At 63.4% G+C, this 19318-nt stretch carries 19 protein-coding genes; 6 read left to right on the top strand and 13 right to left on the bottom strand.

Features of this window, described 5'->3' with window-relative positions; translation table 11 throughout:
* Positions 1 to 5 precede the first annotated feature (5 nt).
* Both F4827_RS24650 and F4827_RS24645 read left to right on the top strand, forming a co-directional pair.
* On the top strand, positions 6 to 809 hold the full coding sequence (locus F4827_RS24650; RefSeq protein ID WP_183727705.1) for a Sir2 family NAD-dependent protein deacetylase: 804 nt from the start codon (positions 6 to 8) through the stop codon (positions 807 to 809).
* Between the two features lie 47 nt (positions 810 to 856).
* A complete protein-coding gene (locus F4827_RS24645) occupies positions 857 to 1921 on the top strand; it encodes a YafY family protein (RefSeq protein ID WP_183727703.1) in 1065 nt (354 codons plus the stop codon).
* A gap of 19 nt (positions 1922 to 1940) precedes the next feature.
* Here the strand turns inward: F4827_RS24645 and F4827_RS24640 are convergent, their stop codons facing one another.
* The 10 genes from F4827_RS24640 to F4827_RS24595 form a co-directional block, all read right to left on the bottom strand.
* Positions 1941 to 2264: a hypothetical protein gene (locus F4827_RS24640; protein ID WP_311674257.1), complete on the bottom strand. Its 324-nt coding sequence runs from the start codon at positions 2262 to 2264 to the stop codon at positions 1941 to 1943.
* Positions 2265 to 2325: 61 nt separating this feature from the next.
* Positions 2326 to 3798 carry an alginate export family protein gene (locus tag F4827_RS24635; RefSeq protein ID WP_183727701.1) on the bottom strand — a complete coding sequence of 491 codons (1473 nt, stop codon included), beginning with the start codon at positions 3796 to 3798 and terminating at the stop codon, positions 2326 to 2328.
* Positions 3799 to 3806: 8 nt separating this feature from the next.
* A complete protein-coding gene (locus F4827_RS24630; protein WP_183727699.1) occupies positions 3807 to 4769 on the bottom strand; it encodes a VOC family protein in 963 nt (320 codons plus the stop codon).
* 29 nt (positions 4770 to 4798) lie between these two features.
* A complete protein-coding gene (locus F4827_RS24625; protein ID WP_183727697.1) occupies positions 4799 to 5536 on the bottom strand; it encodes a YoaK family protein in 738 nt (245 codons plus the stop codon).
* A complete protein-coding gene (locus tag F4827_RS24620) occupies positions 5533 to 5784 on the bottom strand; it encodes a DUF1427 family protein (RefSeq protein ID WP_183727695.1) in 252 nt (83 codons plus the stop codon). Before F4827_RS24620 ends, F4827_RS24625 begins: the two co-directional genes overlap by 4 nt.
* Before the next feature lie 56 nt (positions 5785 to 5840).
* Entirely contained in the window at positions 5841 to 6272 is a 432-nt protein-coding gene (locus tag F4827_RS24615) for a DoxX family protein (protein ID WP_183727692.1), read from the bottom strand.
* Between the two features lie 30 nt (positions 6273 to 6302).
* Positions 6303 to 8207, bottom strand: a complete 1905-nt coding sequence (locus F4827_RS24610) for an amidohydrolase (protein WP_183727689.1) — start codon at positions 8205 to 8207, stop codon at positions 6303 to 6305.
* A 146-nt stretch (positions 8208 to 8353) separates the two neighbouring features.
* A complete protein-coding gene (locus tag F4827_RS24605; protein WP_183727687.1) occupies positions 8354 to 8989 on the bottom strand; it encodes a hydrolase in 636 nt (211 codons plus the stop codon).
* A 257-nt stretch (positions 8990 to 9246) separates the two neighbouring features.
* Positions 9247 to 10245 carry an alpha/beta fold hydrolase gene (locus tag F4827_RS24600; protein ID WP_183728005.1) on the bottom strand — a complete coding sequence of 333 codons (999 nt, stop codon included), beginning with the start codon at positions 10243 to 10245 and terminating at the stop codon, positions 9247 to 9249.
* Between the two features lie 171 nt (positions 10246 to 10416).
* Positions 10417 to 11880 carry a winged helix-turn-helix domain-containing protein gene (locus tag F4827_RS24595; RefSeq protein ID WP_183727685.1) on the bottom strand — a complete coding sequence of 488 codons (1464 nt, stop codon included), beginning with the start codon at positions 11878 to 11880 and terminating at the stop codon, positions 10417 to 10419.
* 482 nt (positions 11881 to 12362) lie between these two features.
* Between F4827_RS24595 and F4827_RS35870 the strand changes: the two genes are divergently transcribed.
* Complete coding sequence (locus tag F4827_RS35870; protein ID WP_183727683.1) at positions 12363 to 13358, top strand: AraC family transcriptional regulator; 996 nt, start codon at positions 12363 to 12365, stop codon at positions 13356 to 13358.
* A gap of 65 nt (positions 13359 to 13423) precedes the next feature.
* Entirely contained in the window at positions 13424 to 14146 is a 723-nt protein-coding gene (locus F4827_RS24585; protein ID WP_311674251.1) for a LuxR C-terminal-related transcriptional regulator, read from the top strand.
* Positions 14147 to 14167: 21 nt separating this feature from the next.
* Here the strand turns inward: F4827_RS24585 and F4827_RS24580 are convergent, their stop codons facing one another.
* Together F4827_RS24580 and F4827_RS35865 are read right to left on the bottom strand one after the other, a co-directional pair.
* Entirely contained in the window at positions 14168 to 15301 is a 1134-nt protein-coding gene (locus F4827_RS24580) for a PHB depolymerase family esterase (protein ID WP_183727681.1), read from the bottom strand.
* A 223-nt stretch (positions 15302 to 15524) separates the two neighbouring features.
* Complete coding sequence (locus F4827_RS35865) at positions 15525 to 16100, bottom strand: H-NS histone family protein (RefSeq protein WP_183727679.1); 576 nt, start codon at positions 16098 to 16100, stop codon at positions 15525 to 15527.
* Between the two features lie 53 nt (positions 16101 to 16153).
* Here F4827_RS35865 and F4827_RS24570 point away from each other — a divergent pair, with 53 nt between their 5' ends.
* Together F4827_RS24570 and F4827_RS24565 are read left to right on the top strand one after the other, a co-directional pair.
* Entirely contained in the window at positions 16154 to 16477 is a 324-nt protein-coding gene (locus F4827_RS24570; RefSeq protein WP_183727677.1) for a hypothetical protein, read from the top strand.
* A 444-nt stretch (positions 16478 to 16921) separates the two neighbouring features.
* Positions 16922 to 18151, top strand: coding sequence for an MFS transporter (locus F4827_RS24565; RefSeq protein ID WP_183727675.1), 1230 nt, complete (start codon positions 16922 to 16924; stop codon positions 18149 to 18151).
* Between the two features lie 96 nt (positions 18152 to 18247).
* Here the strand turns inward: F4827_RS24565 and phbB are convergent, their stop codons facing one another.
* Positions 18248 to 18991 (bottom strand): acetoacetyl-CoA reductase, encoded by a 744-nt coding sequence (gene phbB, locus F4827_RS24560; protein WP_183727672.1) that lies wholly within the window; start codon positions 18989 to 18991, stop codon positions 18248 to 18250.
* Positions 18992 to 19318: the final 327 nt, after the last annotated feature.

Below are 19318 nucleotides of genomic sequence, written 5' to 3'. Positions count from 1 at the left end.
ATGGAATGGACACGAAAGCAATTCAGCATGCCTCCCAGTTGATCCGCCAGGCAGATGCGCTAATCATCGCCGCTGGAGCAGGCATGAGCGTGGACTCCGGCCTGCCCGACTTTCGCGGTTCACGCGGCCTATGGACCACGCTCCTGCACGAGGACATGCACGAGCGCGATCTGCACGCATGGACCCAAGGCCGCTGCTTCGAGGCCGATCCCACTCAAGCGTGGCGCTTCTATGGCGAAGCACTACGCGTCTGCGAAAAGGCCGTTCCGCACGCGGGTCACGGGCTGCTGCTCGACTGGGCCCGACGCAAGCCTCACGGCGCCTTCGTCTATACGAGCAACGTCGACGGGCATTTCGAGGCGGCCGGCTTCGCGCCCGAGCGGATTGTCGAATGCCACGGCTCGATCCGCCATTTCCAGTGCGCGCGGCCTTGCTCGCCCCATATCTGGCCAGCCATGCCCATGTCGGACGCGCCATTGCTACCGCGCTGCCGCCGCTGCGGCGCGTTGGCCCGACCGAATTTTTTGTTGTTTTCCGACCCCGCATGGGTCGTTGCGCGCACCAACGCACAACGGTTGCGCATGGAGACGTGGCGCGCCGGTCCACGCAATCCGGTCGTGATCGAGATCGGCGCGGGACTCGCCCTGCCCGGTGTGCGCATGTTTGCGCAAAGCCTGCGTCTGCCGCTGATTCGCGTCAACGACGATGCCGCCGAAATTCACGGTGCCGCCACCGTCGCGCTTCATGGCCGCGCACTCGATGTGCTTCAGGATATCGACCAGGAACTCGCGAGGGTCCACGCACAATGAAACAAACTTCGCTACACTCTTGCGCCCCGTTCTATGCGCGAGAAACGATGGAACTCGAAGAGATTCTGCTGTCCGTATTGCCTTTTGTGGAAGACGCCGCGAACGTTAATGCAGCCGCTGCAAAAGGCATACCATTTTCCCGCATTCGCGAATTCGTCAACTCGCAGATGGACAAGCCAAAGCACGAGCGCACCATTCGTCGGCAGCTTCGCAGAATGGCGCCCTATGTCGATAAGGTGGGCGAAACCAACGGGGCACGCTGGTTCAAGACCACCAATGCGGTCATGCTGAGCAGCCAGGAGCACATCGACACAAACCTCGCCATCGCGCTGGTCTCGCTCGACCGCTGCCATTATCAGGGGCTGCCGACTGCCGTAATGGCCGGGCTGGAACCGGCCCTCGCAATGGCGCGGGCGCGGCTAAGGTCAGCGAAACATGGCACGCTGGCACGAGCCGGCGTCAATTGGAAACGTAAGTTCGTGCGCATGGACGGCGCACAACCGCTGGTCTATCCAACAGTGGATATCGAGGTCTACCGCCAGGTCTCGGATGCCTTGCTGCACGATCGCAAACTCAGCTTTGACTACCGTAAGCCGGCGGATGATTCGCAGCATGCCAAACGCTACGAGGCCCGTTCGCCACTTGGCATCGTCAATCGTGCGGGCGTGTTCTATCTGGTGGTCAATGAGCCAGCACAGGGAGGGCCGCGACTATTCCGGCTCGACCGGATCAAGCAGGCCAAAGCGCTGAATCACGCCGCCGAACGCGACGCGAATTTCAATCTCGACGCCTATGTCAGCAAAGAACAGGCACTGCATTTCTTCCCGGAGGCCGAAGTTCAGCTGAAGCTTCGCATCCACGCCAGCAGCGCGCCTCACGAACGCAGCGCCGCCCAGCACATGCTCAACGAGTTCACCCTGCACAAAGATCAGAAAATCCAATGGGCGTCCGATAGGCGCTCTTTCGAGCTGACGGCCACCGTCAAGCCATCGGTCATGCTGCGTCGCTTCCTGCACGGTCAGAGCGATTCGATCGAGGTGCTCGAACCCGCGAGCCTGCGCGAGGAATTCGCCGCACGCGCGCGCCTGCTGGCTGCACGTTACAGCGATTGAATGCCCGATTCGCCTCGCCTCACCAGAACTGCGGCAACGCCGCCCCACCCGGCCTGACCGCCGTCTTGCGGCGGCGTCTGAGCTTCACTGGCGCACGCGCAATATCGCCCCACGTTTGCGCGGCCAGACGCACCGCGCAATCGAACGATTCGTCTTTCACGGTATGACAATCGTCGATGGTGATCTGCCAGCCGCGTCGCGTGCGCTCGCAGCGTACCCGGTCGTCTTCCATCAGATCGCTATACCAGCGCCAGACGCGCGCGTCGTCGATGTTCGCGTTCACCGCAGCATTGAGCCGCGCCATTTCAATGCTCTGACTTTGCGTTTGTCTTTGCGTGCTCACGGTATTCCCCTGTCGATAAGCGCGTTCGTTGTTTCCATTCACAGGTGTCGTGCGTTGCGTTTCACCATGCGAGTTTCGCTTCGACGCCGACATAGTCGGCATTGCGCGCGCCCAGCGCCCGCAGCGAATCGCCCACTTCGAAATGCACGGCTTCGAGCGCCAGCGCCACGTTGTCGTTGACGATCCAGTCGGCGCGCACCTGTGCGTACATGCCTGTCCAAAGATCGCCCTTGCCAGCCGTGCCCGGCACCGTCGCCATGCCCTGCCCGTAGACGGCGTCCTGCGTCGTGTCGCGCCACTGGAAACCCAGTGCCGTCAACAGCGTGAGCTTCGGCGTGAGCTTGAACGTCAGCGATGGCTTTACATGAATCAGGTTGCTATAGCCTGTGTAACCCGCCAGCGTGAAGTAATAGCCGTTCGGGAAGAGCGGATTGAATGTGCCGACGTGACCATCGCCGGGATGGTGATCGCCCGACGCGCCATCGACCTGCACGCCCACGCGCGGCGTGCCCGGCAACGAAGAGAACGTGTAGCCGCCCAGCGCGCCAAACGCCCACGCGCCAACCGTATCCGCGCCTACGTGCCCGATCTGCGCCATCGCCTCGACGTCCCAGTCGAACGGCGCGCTCTTGCCCGCATAGCGCGCATCGAAGACATCGCGGCGTTCGTTACCACTCGCGTCCAGAAACCGCGCGTTGTCGCGCTCGTAGCGCGACCAGTACGCGGACAGATCGCCTGGCCCCACGCTCGCGCGCTCCATGCGCACGCCGCTGAACTTCAGATGCTTGTTCGACACATCGTCGAAGGTATCCACGTCGCGGTACTGCACCGGCTGCGTTAGATAGCCGATAAAGCGCCATTTGCCGATCTCGTAGTCGGCCCACAACGCGTCGAAGGCCTGACGCACGTTCGGGCCGTCGCGCACGGAAACGAAGCGCTGCAAGTCGAACGCCATTTCCTGACGCCCCACGCGCGCCTTGAACGTGCCGGGGCCGACGCCATACACGAACGCCACAAAAGCCTGCTCGATATCGAGCGGATTCTTGTCCACCGGCGACACCGCGTCCTTGCCGAAGGGCCGCGCATCTTCCAGCTGGAAAAACGCCTGCACGTGCTCGCCGAAGCGCGCATCGGCATGCACTTCGGCGCGCTGGATCACCCAGCTATCTGGCTTCGATCCGCCCAGGCCAAATAGCGGGGTGTTGTTCAGTTCAAAGCGCTCGCGCAGATTCGCGCCCAGCGAGAGATACCAGGCAGGATCGCTCGACAGCGCAATGTATTTGAGGCGGTCCAGCGGTTTGCGCGGCACGCAAGGCTTCGCGAGCGCGCCCCAATCCTCCTGCCAGCGGTTGAAGCTGGGGATCGGGCGCTTCGCATCGCAAGCGGCTTCGGTCGTTGCGCTCGTTTCTGTTTCAGCGCGGGCCGCACCAGCCTGCAGCAGCGCGCCCGCCACGAGGGCAAGCGCGGCCTGACGCGTCGTCTGTTTGATCGGCGACGAAAGGCAAAGTCGAAAGCCAGGGCGAAGGCCGCTCATCTCTTCACTCACTTCGCGGGTGCTTTCGCCAGTTGATGAAGCTCCGCGACGTAGCCGCCCGGGAACGCCACCATGGCCGTGCGGCCTTCAACGTTTTGCGCGGGCGCGACCAGCACCTTCACGCCGGCGGCCTGCGCCTTTTCGAGCGTCGCATCGAGATCAGCCACGCAGTAGCCGGTCGTTTCGCGGCCGTACGGATACGGCAGCTTGCCGTCGGTCACGAACACAAGCATGTTGCCGAAGGCGGATTCGATGCGCACACGCCGGATCGTTTCCCCGCTCTTGCCGATCTCCGCGCCATCCGCATGATGGTTATCCGAGACCACCTTGCCGTGCGAGAAGCGCACGAAACGGTGCACGAAATTCGATGCTTCGTACTTCGATACATAGACGCGGTTGTCCGGCACCAGTTCGAGCGGCGCATAGGACGGCGCCTTGGTATGCCAGTAAAGCTGCATCGTGAGCCCACCCGGCCACTGGATCAGCGCGTCCTTGCCGATGGGGTCGTCGAACGGCTCGACGATCACGTCCGCGCCCGCTGCACGCGCGGCGTGCACGGCCTTGTCGATATCGGTCACCAGATAGCCGGTGCGCTCGTTGCCGAACGGATAGGGCACCGGCGTTTCGAACGCGAACACGGAGAGCATGCCCACCGGCGTTTGCACGTACTGCGAAGCCGTTTTACTGGGCGTCGGCGTGACCGTGAAGACGGCGCGCGGCGAGGCCTTGCCGCCGAAGGTGGCGAGGAAGCTGTTGACGAAGGCGTCGATATCGGCGCTCGCAACGTAGACATGCGTCGTGTCGTATTGCGGGGCCACCGCAACCGCGGGCGTTTGGGCAACGGCAGCCGGATATTGCGAATCGTCGGCGAAAGCCGGGGCGGCATTGAAGGCCAGACCCAAAGCCGCGAAGGCGACGAGCGATGCGGCCGTGATGGCGCGCAGAGGACGGTTCAGGCTGAAAAGAGACACGTGTTGCTCCTGATGAAATGAATAGGGAATTACTGAATGGCGTGTGCGGCGGTGCCGTCGTTGGCGCGACAGGCAAACACGGCAATCGCACCGAGCAAGGCAAGCGGCACGATCAGCGCGCAGAACGAGGCGGCCAGCCAGCCTATCGCACCCAGGCTCGCGCCCACGCCGAAAGCGGCCACCGGCGGCAGTGTGCGGGCCAGCCGTTCGCGCACCTCGCGGCGATCGACATGCGTGCTGCGCGCCAGCAGATCGAACACATCGATCACGGCCTGCGTGACGTTGCCGGTCATGACGGTATTGGCGACCACACTGCGCGCGGTCAGACGCGGATGCGCGTTCTGCACGCCCATGCCGGCCGCGCCCAGCAGGCCACAGGCAATCGTAAGCGGCGCGTCGGCGTTCGTGATCGGCGCGGCGGCAAGACCCACGATCATGAAGGCGGCGAGCAGCACGATCTGCATCACATACAGGCCGCCCACACGCACCGCATGAGGTTGCGCGTGCAACCTGTCCGCGAGTACACGGGCACCGACGATGCCCAGGACGAAGGCGGGAAACGCCAGCCACTTGATCAGCAGACCGCCGTTCACACCGGCGATGCCCGAACCAATCATGATGAAGTTGCCGGTCACGTGCGCCGTGAACAGGCCGAACAGCGCGACGAAACCCAGCGTATCGACGAAACCCGCCACAAAGGCCAGCACGGTGTTCTCGCCGCGCATGGGGTCGAGCACGGCCTTGCTCTGCGCAGGCGTCGTGCTCATGGCTTGTTGCCCGTCGAATCGGCTTTGTCGAGCGACGCGCTCAACACATCGCGCTGCGCCGGCGCACTTTGCGTCTGCGCCTGCGGGGCGTTCCAGTGCGCCTGCACGAACGGAATCGCATGCTCGCCGATCACGATGCCAAGCAGCCCGGCGAGGGCAATCAACGGCGGCGCGGGCGACTGCACGCGCGAGAAGTAATAGAGCAGGCCAACGACGAGGCCCGCTCCGAGTGAAATGAGGTACGACATGTCGATCGCTCCTTGCCACGCTTAGGCGCGCGATTTCAAAAAGTCCGCCAGCGCGTTCAGGCCGACTGGCTCACACGCCGTTGGGTCAGGCGCGCTGCGCGCAGCGCGCTTTGCCACGTCAGGCGATAACGCCCCGCACCGCCGATCCCAACCGTGCCGAACAGAATCAGCAGCATCCAGGCGAACTGCCCTTGTTCGAGCGTCCAGTCGGGATGGACCAGCAACAGAGCGACTGCGGTGACCACGAGAATCGGCAGCGCGGCAAGACGCGTGAAAACGCCGACTATCATGAGCACCGGGCACACCACCTCCGCGAAGATCGCGAAGGACAGTGTGAAGGCGCTGCCCAGATGCAGCGGATCTTCGATCACGCCAAGTTGCACGCGCACGTGCAACGCCTTCGGCAAGCCGTGCACAAACAGCACGAGCAGGCTGGCGCTCACGCGCAGGAACAGCAGCGCAACATCGGCGCTCTCGAAACGTTTCATCTCTGACCTCGGCTTGACCCGCAACTCGACTTAAAACGCGAAACAGCTGCAACCCAGCGCGCCCCAGAACGCATTCGCGTCCGAGGCTGGCGCGTCGCTGCGCCACGCCCAGCCGTGCGCATGCTTGTGCACGCCGCACAGATTCACGCAGGCGTCGCTGCACGACTGCGCGAGCGTGGCGTTCGCCGCATTCGCTGCGTTCGACACCACGGGCTTGTAGCGCGCATAGCCGCCAAATTCCGCCACCGGCGACCACGACGGGCTTACCGGCAACGCAGGCGGCCCGTACGAGGTGAATTCCGCGTCGGCGTAGACCACGCGGCCGTTCACCACCGTCAGCACCGAATTCAGATGCTTGATGGCCTCTTCGTCGATCGTGAAGAAGTCGTCGCTGAGAACCGCGAAGTCGGCGTACTGGCCCGGCACGAGCGCGCCCTTCTTCGTCTCGTCGCTGGAGAACCATGCGCTGCCCACGGTGTAGCGACGCAGCGCTTCCATGCGCTCCAGACGATCGCGCTGCGCATACATCGGCGTGCCGCCAACGGTGCGACCCGAGACCAGCCAATAGAGCGAGACAAACGGGTTGTAGCTCGCCACCCGCGTGGCATCCGTGCCCGCGCCCACCGGCAGACCCGCTTCGAGCATCTGACGCACCGGCGGCGTGCGCGCAGCCGCTTCAGCGCCGTAACGCGAAATAAAGTATTCGCCCTGAAACGCCATGCGATGCTGCACGGCAATGCCGCCGCCCAGCGCGGCGATGCGCTCGATATTGAGTTGCGAAATCGTCTCGCAGTGATCGAAGAACCAGCGCAGGCCGTTGAACGGCGTGTCCTTGTTCACCCGCTCGAACACGTTGAGGAAGCGGTCGACCGATTCGTCGTAGGTCGCGTGCAAACGCCACGGCCAGCGGTTCTGCACCAGCAGGCGCACGACGTCTTCGAGTTCCTGCTCCATGCCGTCCGGCAGATCGGGGCGCGGCTCCAGGAAGTCCTCGAAGTCGGCAGCCGAGAACACCAGCATCTCGCCCGCACCGTTGACCTTGAGGAAATCGTCGCCGTCGCCGGGACGTGTGGTCTTCACCCATTTCGCGAAGTCTTCGATCTCGCGCTTCGCGTTCTGCGTGAAGAGGTTGTAAGCAATCCGAACCGTCAACTGATCGTTCTTCGCCAGATCCATGATGACTTCGTAGTCGTCCGGATAGGCCTGGTAGCCGCCGCCCGCGTCGATGGCGCTCGTCACGCCCAGGCGGTTCAGTTCGCGCATGAACTGGCGCGAGGAATTCTTCTGATCTTCCAGCGCGAGCCTGGGGCCCTTGGCAAGCGTCGCGTAGAGCAGACCCGCGTTCGGGCGCGCGATCAGCATGCCGGTGGGATTGCCGCGCTTGTCGCGCTGGATTTCGCCGCCCGGCGGGTTCGGCGTGTCGCGGTCGTAGCCTGCCGCGCGCAGCGCCGCCGCATTGAGCAGCGCGCTGTCGTAGAGGTGAAGGATGAAGACCGGCGTATCGGGTGCAATCGCGTTGATTTCTTCGAGCGTCGGGCCGCGCTTTTCCTCGAACTGGAATTCGTTCCAGCCGCCCACCACGCGCACCCATTGCGGCGCGGGCGTGCGCGCGACCTGTTCGCGCAGCATCTGCAGCGCGTCGCGCAGCGACGGCACGCCGTCCCAGCGCAGCTCCATGTTGAAGTTCAGGCCGCCGCGGATCACGTGCAGGTGCGAGTCGTTGAGACCCGGAATCACGGTGCGGCCATTCAGATCGATACGGCGTGCGTCGTCGCGCGCCCATTGCATGACGTCGCGATCGTTGCCGCTCGCGACGATCTTGCCGTCGGCAACGGCCAGCGCGGTCGAGAACGAGCGGCGCTCGTCCTGGGTAGCGATCTTGCCGTTGTAGATCACCAGGTCGGCGATGCGGCGAGGTTGATCAAGGGCGCTCATCGACGCTCTCCTGTTGAGTACTGGATTCAGTGCGGGTTTCGTGCGCAGGGGGGGGCGCGGGGCGACGGTCGTGACGCCGCGCCACGCGCCGCGTGCGAGGCAATGGCGCGTTTCAGGCTGCACGCGCCATTAGCGGGGCTTGCGGATCAGCCCGCCTCGCTCGCGTGCTCGCCGAGAATCTGCTTCGCGTAGCGCACGCCGATGCCGTAGGCGCTGTGCGCCTTGAAGATGTCCATGCAGCCTTCGTAGGTCTCGCCGCGCGCCCAGTCGCGTTGCAGTTCGCACATGAACTGCAGCGAGTTCATCGGCACCGCGCCCGCCTGGACGATGCGCTGCACGGCGCGCTCGTGCGCTTCTTCCGTGATGTCGCCGCATGCGTCGGTCGGCACGTAGATTTCGAAGCCTTCAGCCAGCATCTGGATGGTCGGGAAGGTGACGCACACTTCGGTCCACAGACCGGCGATCACGATCTTCTTGCGGCCGGTAGCCTTGATTGCATCACGGAAGCCCTGGTCTTCCCACGAGTTCATCGAGGTGCGATCGATCGGCTTCAGATTGGGGAACACGGCCTGCACTTCGGGCAGCAGATGGCCGCTGAACGAATCGGCGGCGATGGTCGTGAAGACCGTCGGCACCTTGAAGAGCTTCGCGGCCTTGGCGAGGATCTGCACGTTGTGCAGGACCGTGGTGCGCTCGTGCGAGTGCGTGCCGAAGAACATCTGCGGCTGGTGGTCGATCAGCGCCAGGGCGCAGGTGTCGGGGGTCAGCAGTTCAAATGCCATGTCAAACTCCGTTCAGGTGTCGGGGTGGATCGGGAGGTGTCCGCGCTGTCGTTGCATCGGTGTTTTGCCTGATTCAGCCAGGAGCGCGATCTGGGTGACAGATTAGAGATCGCCCGCCTTAAAGTCCTGTCGAAAACCTGAAGAGTTATGAAGAGGCTTTAAATCGGCACGCTTGTCTGCATCAATGGAAAAGCCGCTCGATATCGCTACCGGGCGGCTTTCATTAAGGTCTTGCGCGTGCTGTAGACGCGCGGCGATTACGCCTTCAGAAACGCCAGCAGATCCTGATTGACCTGATCGACGTGCGTGCTGCACATGCCATGCGGCGCGCCCGCGTAGACCTTGAGCGTGGCGTTTTTGACGATCTTCGCCGAGAGCTTCGCCGAGTCGTCGATGGGCACGATCTGGTCGTCGTCGCCGTGCAGGATCAGCGTTGGCACGCTGATCTTCTTCAGGTCTTCGGTGTAATCGACTTCCGAAAACTGCTTGATGCACTCGTACTGGCCTTTGATCGAACCGGCCATGCCCTGACGCCAGAAGTCCTGCACCAGCCCTTGGGAGACCTTGGCATTGGGACGATTGAAACCGTAGAACGGCATGGCGAGATCCAGATAGAACTGCGAACGGTTGGCGGCCACGCCGGCGCGGATGCCGTCGAACACCGACATCGGCAGGCCGTTCGGATTGGCTTCGGTTTTCACCATGATGGGCGGCACCGCGCCGATCAGCACGGCCTTGGCCACGCGCTTTTCGCCGTGGCGGCCGATGTAATGCGCGACTTCACCGCCGCCGGTCGAGTGGCCCACGAGCATCGCACCCTTCACGTCGAGCGCGTCGAGCACGGCGGCGAGGTCATCTGCATAGGTATCCATATCGTTGCCCTCGGACGGCTGGCCCGAGCGGCCGTGGCCACGGCGGTCATGCGCGATCACGCGATAGCCCTGGTTCACGAGGAAGAGCATCTGCGCGTCCCACGCGTCGGCGCACAACGGCCAACCGTGCGAGAACACCACCGGTGTGCCGCTACCCCAGTCCTTGAAATAGATCGGCGTGCCGTCCTTGGCGTTGACGAAGCCGCCGCCGTGGTGGTGGCCCGTGCCGTGCGCGTGAGTTGCGCCCGCTGCGCCTGCTGCCGTTGCGGCGCTGGCGCTCAGGCTCGACATGGCGGCGACGGCGCCGGCCACGCCAGCGCTCGCGGAAAGCAGACGGCGGCGCGTGGCCGAGGCGGGGGTCGAGTGGATCTGCTGGGTGGTCATGCGCGAGGTCATGCGATTTCTCTCCGTCGAACGTTTAAGCTGCGTGGTTTTCGATAGCGATGCGAACGAATCCGCATGCCTGACGGCAGCTTAACGATGACGGAAACGGAAGTCCTTATCGAAACCTGAAGAATCCTGAAAGGCGATGAAGCCGCGTTGTCCGATTGCGATTTATGCGGCAATGGCCAGCAACGTATTCTTTTCAGGCAGCGAAGAAAGTGGCGCGAAAAAAGCCGCCGATTCCCGCGTAGCGGCGGCATTCGCGCGTTCCAGCCAGCGTGCATCGTCCGCTTGCGCCAGCTTGTCGAGCGCGAACGCGCGCGTCACGCGCGGCAGGCAATAGCGCATCGCCGCCGTCGCCTCGTGCGGCTCGGCCAGCAGAAGCGATTTCGATACCAGCCCGCTCAATCCTTCGATCACCAGATCCGCGTCGAACCGGTCGCAGGCTGCGAGTTGCGTCGCCGCGTCGAGGTCGAACGCGCCTTCGAACAACGCGATACGGCGCAACACCGTCTGTTCGATGGCATCGAGCCGCGCATGACTCCATTCGAGCGTCGCGCCCAGCGTGCGCTGCCGCGCGGGCACGCCGCGCAGGCCATTGGGCATGGCGAGCAACTGCGTGTCGAGTTGCCCGAGCAGCGGCCCCACGCCGATCAAGGCGGCGCGCCGCGCGGCCAGTTCCAGCGCGAGCGGCAGCCCATCCAGCAGGCGGCATAGCGACGCGACCATCCCCAGCGGCGGCGTGGCCATCGGGTTGCCGGTTTCGCCCGCGCACACGTGACGCAGAAAGAGCTGCACGGCGGGGCTCGCGCGCAGGCGGGCTTCGCTCGCTTCCAGCGGCGGCAGCGCAAGCGGCGCCACGCGATAGACGCGCTCCCCGGCGATACGCAGCGGCTCGCGACTCGTCGCCACCACGCGCGCATGCGGGTAGGCTGCGCTCAACGCATGACAGAACGCAGCGGCCTCGTCGATTGCGCACTCGCAGCCGTCCACGACGAAGATCGTGTGGCGTGCGGCGGCGGCCTGATCGAAGTTCGGCAGAGGCGGCACGGCCTGCGCCGCGCAATGAGCGATTTCCGCGCAAAAGTCGATATAGCGGATGCCGGCCCCGGTGCCGGCGCTGCGCGCGTAGGCCAGCTCGCACGCCAGCGCGCTCTTGCCCACGCCGCCCGCGCCCGCGAGCGTCAGCATGGGTTCGGTGTCGAGCAGCGCGAGCAGTCCGGCGAGTTGATCGTCGCGGCCGATCAGCGGCATGCGGGGCACGGCGCTGGGCCACAGCGCGTCACGCGGCGCAGGCACGGCCGCAAGTACAGGTGCAGGTGCGGCGGCCTTTGCCGGCACGCGCTCCTCAGGCGCCGCCAGCCGGTAGCCGCGGCCCGCCACGGTGCGAATCCAGCCGTGCTTGCCGCCCAGCAGCTTGCGCAGCGCGGAGATATGCACCTGGATATTGTTGTCGACGACGATGGTGCTCGGCCATACGGCGTCGAGGATGGCGTCCTTCGAGACGATCCGGCCGTCGGCCTCGATCAGGAGCGCGAGAATATCGAATGCGCGCGCGCTCAGTGAATAGGGCTTGCCGTCCAGATAGACTTCGCGGCTCGCCAGCGACACTGTTACCCGCTCGAACTGGTGCATGGTTTCCTCGTCATCTTTCTCCCCTTCTCGTCTAATTTCGTCTGATCGCCCGATCGCGGAATCGCTTTGTCGCGCCGCCGTCCTGACGCTGGCGAACCGTGTCGTTAAGCGAATCGTAGGGTGTCGCCGCAGCTTGTTCCATCATCCATAGGTGTGGCCGCGCGACCGCTAACAGCTTCGAAACCGGGCACAGCGGAGCGCGTCGACGCGGCGCGCCCATGCAATGGGGCGATTTTTCTGGGCACTGCGCGCACGATTAATACCAAAGTATGAGTGGCGTGGCGCCGTGGCTGAATCCGCATAGCGGTCTTTGTCTGGAATGCGAAGCGGCGCGCATATCGGCGATTAAATCCGATGATTAATTCCGACGATTAATCGGCGATTCACGACACGCCTCACCCGAAAATCTGACATGCCCTATACTTCCACTCCGACGGCGCTGGCTTGCCGCGCCGGTATCGACGCTCCTGGAGACCGTGCCCGTGACCACCGAGACTCCCTCCCCGCGCGCCAACTCCCCACGCGACGGCTTCGGCTGCTCGCTCGAACGGCTCGCGCTGAGCCAGCAACTCGACGCGGGCGAGTTGAATCTGCACCGCAAACATGCGCGCGAGCGCATCTTCGGCCAGGTCGAGACACAGGCAGAGGATCGCGGTTTTCTCGTCGGTGTCTCGCTGCAAGGCGGGCATCAGCGGCGCATCATGCGCGGCGGAGCCGCGAGCGCCCATGACTTTGGCGAGCACGCGCTCTACGTGCGCGATTTCGATGACAACTATCGCGCCGATCTATCCGGCTCGTTCGACTTCGTGCTCGTGGAAGTGCCGCGCGCCTGGCTGGAGCGCATGGGCGCGGATGCCTCGCGCCATCGCGTGACGGGTCTTGCGCGCGTCGTCGGCCAGCGCGACGACGTTTTCGGCCATCTCTCGCGTGCGCTCCTGCCCGCCTTCGAGCGCCCCGAGGCGCACAGCCCGCTCTTTCTCGAACAGATTGGCCTGGCCATGGGGCAGCATCTGGTCGCGCACTACGGCGGCGTGAGTGCGCGCTCGTCATCGCGGCGCGCGACGCTGTCGCGCTGGCAGGAGACGCGCGCCAAGGAACTGCTGCTCGAAGGCGCGGGCGCAAGCGCCGGCATCTCGGTCGAGGCCATCGCCGCCGAATGCCGCCTTTCGTCCAGCTATTTCATCCGCGCGTTTCGCGGCTCGACGGGCTATACGCCTTATCAGTGGCAACTCTCGCAACGCATTGCACAGGCGCAAGGCATGCTCGCGCATAGCGCGCTCTCGCTGGTGGAAATCGCCAATGCCTGCGGTTTTTCCGATCAGACGCACTTCACGCGCATGTTCTCCAAGGCGGTGGGTACCGCGCCCGGCACCTGGCGGCGGCGGAACGCTGCGACGAACCTCGGCTCTGCCAGCGCCGAAGATTTGTCGCACCATTTTCGCCAAAACGGTTCAATAAGCGACAAGACGCCGGGTTAACGCCACGTTAGGATGCCTTTATACACACGCCGTCCCATCCATGCGTGCGCATCCGGAACTCAAACGTGAACCCGCTGTCCAGCACCGACGCCCCTCCTCTTCGTGACACGCCGACGGTCTATATCGTCGACGACGACGCGTCCGTCAACGAAGCGCTCTGCATGCTGGTGCACTCGGTGGGGCTTGGCGCGCGCGGCTTCCTCAACGCGCAGGCATTTCTCGACTTTGCGCGCGGCGACGAGCCATGTTGCCTCGTGCTCGACGTGCGTCTGCGCGGCAATAGCGGCCTCTCGCTGCAGGACACGCTCAACGCCGTGGGCGACCCGATCCCCGTCATCGTCATCACCGGCCACGGCGATGTGCCGATGAGCGTGCGCGTGATGAAGGCAGGCGCAACTGACTTCCTCACCAAGCCGTTTCGGGATCAGGATTTTCTGGACGCGATTGCGGTGTCGCTGGAACGCGACCGCGCGCGGCGCGCAGCGAAGCGCGCCAATCAGGACGTGGCCACGCGTTTCGAGTCGATGTCGCAGCGCGAGCGCGAGGTGATGGCGCTCGCGGCCTCGGGCAGGATGAACAAGCAGATCGCCGATGAACTAGGCATCAGCGAGGTCACGGTGAAGATCCATCGCGGCAGCGCGATGCGCAAGATGCAGGCGCGCTCGTTCGCGGAACTGGTGATACTCGCGCATCGCCTTGGCATTGCGCAGACGCAGGGCAGCGAATGCGCCCGCGTGCGGGACATGCCCCTCGCAGGCGATAAACTGCGTCGCCTGATTGAGGTTTGAATCGCCATTCCAGCGCCGCGTTTATGTCATTCGGTGCTGGCGTCTGAAAAAATTCCACAGCAAACCCGTGGCGTCCGGCCCGCGCGCCGAATGAAATGGCTCGCTTGGGTCGCCGCCGCTCCAGGCGTGACCCAGCCCGCGCACCACGCATAGGCGCACCACATTGCGGCCGCCTTTTACGTAATCGGTATAGTCCGCGCCATCGCGGCTATAAAAGCGCTGCTCGCCTACGCGTAATTCGCCTTGTGCATCCACCAGCCGGTTCAGGCGGGCGAATTCAAGCGTCAATTGCTCCGCATTGCGCTTTGCCACCACTGCGTCGAGTTCGCCGTGCACGATGATGGTGGGCATGCCGGGATAGTGATTGACATCCACGCGCGCATCGATCAGGTGCACGGGATTTTCCCGTGTGCCGCGGCGCATCACGCTCATCGCCGTCATGGTGGACGTCGCCGCGCCGAATACCGGCCCGGAATGCAGGCCCACAGCGGCAAACAATTGCGGACGTTCAATCGCCAGCGCCGCCGCCAAACCCGCACCCGCCGAAATCCCCGCCAGATAAATGCGCTGCGCGTCAAAACCATATTGCCCGACAATCGCCTCGATCAGCGAAGCCACCGAGGGCGCTTCCGTATGGGCGGGATCGTCATGCCAGTGCCAGCAGCCTTGCGCGTGCGCGGTTTTAGCCTGCTCCGGCAGCAGCACGGCGAAGCCGGCTCGCTCGGCGCGTTGGCAAATACGCGTGCCGCGCGCGAACGATTCCGCGGTCTGTTTGCAGCCGTGCAGCATGACAACGAGCGGCAAATTGACGGTGAATTCGACGGATGCGGGTAAATACAGCGCGTAAGCCAGGTGATTGACCAGACGTCCAGCAGTGGGCGGCGCGGAATGAAACGAGCGTAGCCAGCGGCCCGGCAATGCCGGCGGCGATGCGCTGGACAATATCTTCGGCGATGACTTTGGCGGCGCTTTCGAGCGAGGTTTTGGCGTTGCGCTCTGAGACGCACCCGATGCAGACGACGCGCGTTTTACAGTGGCGTTCGTCGAGAGTTTGACAGCTGCGGTTTTACGCCGGGTAGCCTTTTTCGGCGGCGCCATGACGCTTGCGAGCAGGTCTAAACCTCGAAGCCAGACGCTGGATCTTTTCCTGGGCATGGCGTGGGCGGTGACAGCGAAGCGACGCGGCATAACAGCCAGGAGCCGCAAAGAGCCCGGACGTCCGCAATGGACGTCCGGCGAATTCAGCCAATACTGGAGTACGGTAAACCCAATCGGGCGGATTATGAGAGCCGGCATTGCGCCAGCTTCCAGAATCCATCGTAAAGGCCGGTCGCGCCATTCCGGCGGTCGGCCTGTACTTCAACAAGCTTTGCGCTATTTAAGCTGCTGCGGCCGGAGCGGCAGCGGCTTCCACGGCAACGGCGCGCGGCTTGCGGGGCGCACGCGTCTTTTTCGCGGGAGCGGGAGCGGAAGCCGTAGCCGCGGCCTTGCGGCCACGCTTGGCGCCCGTCTTCGTCGCTGCGGCGGCCTTCGCGGCAGCACGCTTGAAGCCGGGTTTCGGGCCGCGCTTCGCGCCGGTGGTCTTAGCCTTCGGTGCGGCGGCAGTCGGTGCACCTTCGATCAGGAATTTCGAGCGGTCTTTTACGTCGCGAATCCACAGCGGCGCACGGCCACGGCCGGTCCACGTCGCGCCCGTTTTCGGGTCCGCGTATTTCGGTGCAACGTGATGCACCGCGGCGCGCGGCGCTTTTGCCGCGCCATTGGCGGCCGCGACGCCCGGCTTGCGGCCGCGCTTCTTACCAACGAACGATTCAATATCGGCGACGCTCAAGCCATGCTTGTGCATCAGGTCACGAATCTTCGTGAGACCCACCGATGTCTGCTTATTCGCAAGCGTTTCCGCCTGTTTTTGCAGCTTAGCGATCTTCAGGTTGATCGCGTCCAAAGTCACCATACTCACCTCCCTTATAGGATTTCGTCTCCAGACAGCTCTGAAACTTCGTTTGCATGGCGAAGTTTGGTCTGGTCCATATCGGCAATTGCCATCGTGGCAATCCGGATTATGGCGGGAAAAAGCCCGCGGGTGCAAACTCAATGGATGACATTCAGCAATTCGCAGGCCCAATAGCACTTAAAAGACCACAAATTTTTTCCGATTCCTTTCATCCGGTTACTTTCGATCTCGTGAAAGAGTGCAAAAAAGGCGCGCGAAATGCTTTCGAACTTCAGCATACAGAATTTGAAAAAATGAAACTTGCTGCGTGCAGGCCGCCCCCGACGCGACTCAAACGCAACTCAAACGCGATGGCGCGCCTCGCGATGCGCCAGTAATTATGAGCAATAGACCTAATAGTCAGTTGTCTGGCAAAAGATTGTGCGCGTGCAGACGAATGGGTTTCCGCGGGTCGCGCATTGCGTTGGTTGACGCTGCACGCTCTGCGTGGATACATCAGATGATCTAGAATGCGCGCTGCGGATGAATCTTGCCGGGTGACTTTCCGCTTTTCGATTCCGCCGGCCGCTGTTGTTTTTACACCCCATTTTTACACCCGGCCAGTTCGCCAGCCAACCTTGCATGCGATGCACGTGGCAGAGGTCCTGCGTATCGCTTTCTGTCGTTTTTCGTCGCTTACGATCTTGCCTTGCGTGGCCTTTGCGTCATGAACGCCATTCATCATGACGTTCGCGCGCCCGGTGTTATCGATCACATTCGATCCCATCCAACTTTTAAACCGCGCTTTTAGACCGCTCCAAACTTCGCTTTAGACCTGACCGATGAACGCACCTGCAGAAACACCCCTTCGCGCGGAGGCTGCCGAACCCGGCGGCGCGTCCGCGCTTATCGAGCCGCCTCATGGACTCGGCCTCGCCGAACTTTCGCTGGCGCTCGGCGGCTTTGCGATCGGCACGGCCGAATTCGCTGCCATGGGCATTCTTCCGGAGATGGCCGGCGATCTGCATGTCACGATTCCGCAAGCCGGCCATATGATCAGCGCCTACGCTGCCGGCGTGGTGGTCGGTGCGCCGCTCATTACCGTGCTGCTCGCGAGAATGCCGCGCCGCGCGTTGCTGATCTTGCTGATGCTGTTGTACGCGCTCGGCAATGGCGCGACCGCGGTTTTCCATAGCTACGGTTTCGCACTCGCGAGCCGTTTTATTGCCGGTCTGCCGCACGGCGCGTATTTCGGTCTCGCCGCGCTCGCGGCAGCCGCACTCGTGCCGCCGCATAAACGTGGCGCGGCAATCGGCAAGGTCATGCTGGGCCTGAGCGTGGCCAATGTGATTGGCGTACCCGCCGCCACCTGGCTGGGCCAGGCACTGGGCTGGCAAGCCTGCTTCGCGTCGGTCGCGGTCATCGCGCTGATCACGGCGGGCATGATCGCGTATTCGGTGCCCACCTTGCCGATGTCGAGCAAGGCCAGCCCACTCACCGAACTGGGTGCGCTGGGCCGTCCCCAAGTGCTGCTCACCTTGCTGGCCTCGGCGGTGGGTTTCGGCGGGATCTTCTCGGTATACAGCTATGTCGCGTCCACGCTCACCGAAGTCACGCATCTGCCGAGCTACCACGTGCCCTGGGCGCTGGCGCTGATCGGCCTTGGCATGATCATCGGCAATATGGCCTGCGGCTGGTTCGCGGACCGCTGGCTCAAGCGCACGATGCTGGGCATGTACGCATTCACCGCCGTCGTGCTGCTGGTGTTCGTCGCCGCCGCGCCGCATCTGTGGCTGATGCTGCCGGTGCTGTTCTGCGTGGGCTTCGGTTCCGCCTGCACGCCTGCCTTCCAGTCGCGTTTGATGGACGTGGCGGGCGACGCGCAATCGCTCGCAGCCGCCCTCAATCACAGTGCGTTCAATATCGCCAATGCGCTGGGTGCGTGGCTGGGCGGCATCGTGATCGCGGCGGGTTTCGGCTGGCTCGCCACGGGCTGGGTGGGGGCGATTCTCGCGGCGCTCGGCATCGTTGTATTGATGGCCTCGTTCGCGCTCGACCGAAAGAGGGCGTAATCAGGCGTAAAAAAACGCCGACACTGCAAAGTGCCGGCGCGAATGAATCGATGGTGGCCACGCAGCAGCGCTGCGCGGCCTGACTGCCATCCCGTGTTACTGCATGTGCTGGCCGCCGTTGATGGGGATATTCGCTCCCGTCACGAAACCGGCGTCGTCCGAGCACAGGAACAGCACGAGTGCGGCCACTTCGTCCGGATTGCCCAGGCGGCCCATCGGGATCTGCGGCAGGATCTTCGAATCGAGAATGTCCTGCGGAATCGCCGTGACCATTTTCGTCGCCAGATAGCCCGGCGAGATCGTGTTGACCGTCACGCCCTTGCGCGCCACTTCGAGTGCCAGCGACTTCGTGAAACCGTGCATGCCGGCCTTCGCGGCCGCATAGTTGGTCTGGCCGACCGAACCCTTCGAGCCATTCACCGACGATATATTGATGATGCGCCCCCACGAGCGCTCCACCATGGAGTCGCACAGCGGCTTGCAAATATTGAAGATCGAATCCAGGTTAGTGCGCAGCACGGCGTCCCAATTGACCTTGTCGAGCTTGCGGAAGGTCATGTCGCGCGTGATGCCGGCGTTATTGACCAGAATATCGATCGGGCCGATATCGTTCTGAATTTTTCTGGCGCCGCGCTGGCACGAATCGTAGTCGGCCACGTCCACCGAGTACGCGTGAAAATCGCGGCCCGCGTCCGAGTGACGCGCCAACCAGTCCTTTGCTCCTGCGTTGTCTGGCGAATGCGTCACCACGACCTTGTAGCCGGCGTCGTGCAGACGTACGCTGATGGCCTCGCCAAGGCCGCCCATACCACCCGTCACCAATGCAATACGCTTAGTCATCCTGTATATCCGCGAGAGAAGATAATCAATGGTCCTCGCAGCGCCCTGTTAAAAAGCGCCGCGTGCTACGAGGGCCGGCATCCCCGCATGGGGCACGAAGATTGCTCGGCATGGATCGCGCGGTTTTTTAGTTTGCATCAAATGATGCGCGAACTTACTGCTTGATCAACTGCTGCTTGCTTTTGCTGCTGCTTTTGATGCTTTGCGGCTGTTTCCATGTTCGGGTTCGCCATCTAGAAGGTGTTATGAACTTTCGGCCAGACCTGGTACCCTGGCGGGATGAAAAAACGCAGACCCTACCCAACGGACGTATCGGACGAAGAGTGG

The organism is Paraburkholderia bannensis (genome assembly GCF_014200455.1).
Classification (GTDB): Bacteria; Pseudomonadota; Gammaproteobacteria; order Burkholderiales; family Burkholderiaceae; genus Paraburkholderia; species Paraburkholderia bannensis_A.
This window is presented reverse-complemented; position numbering and strand designations above follow the sequence as displayed.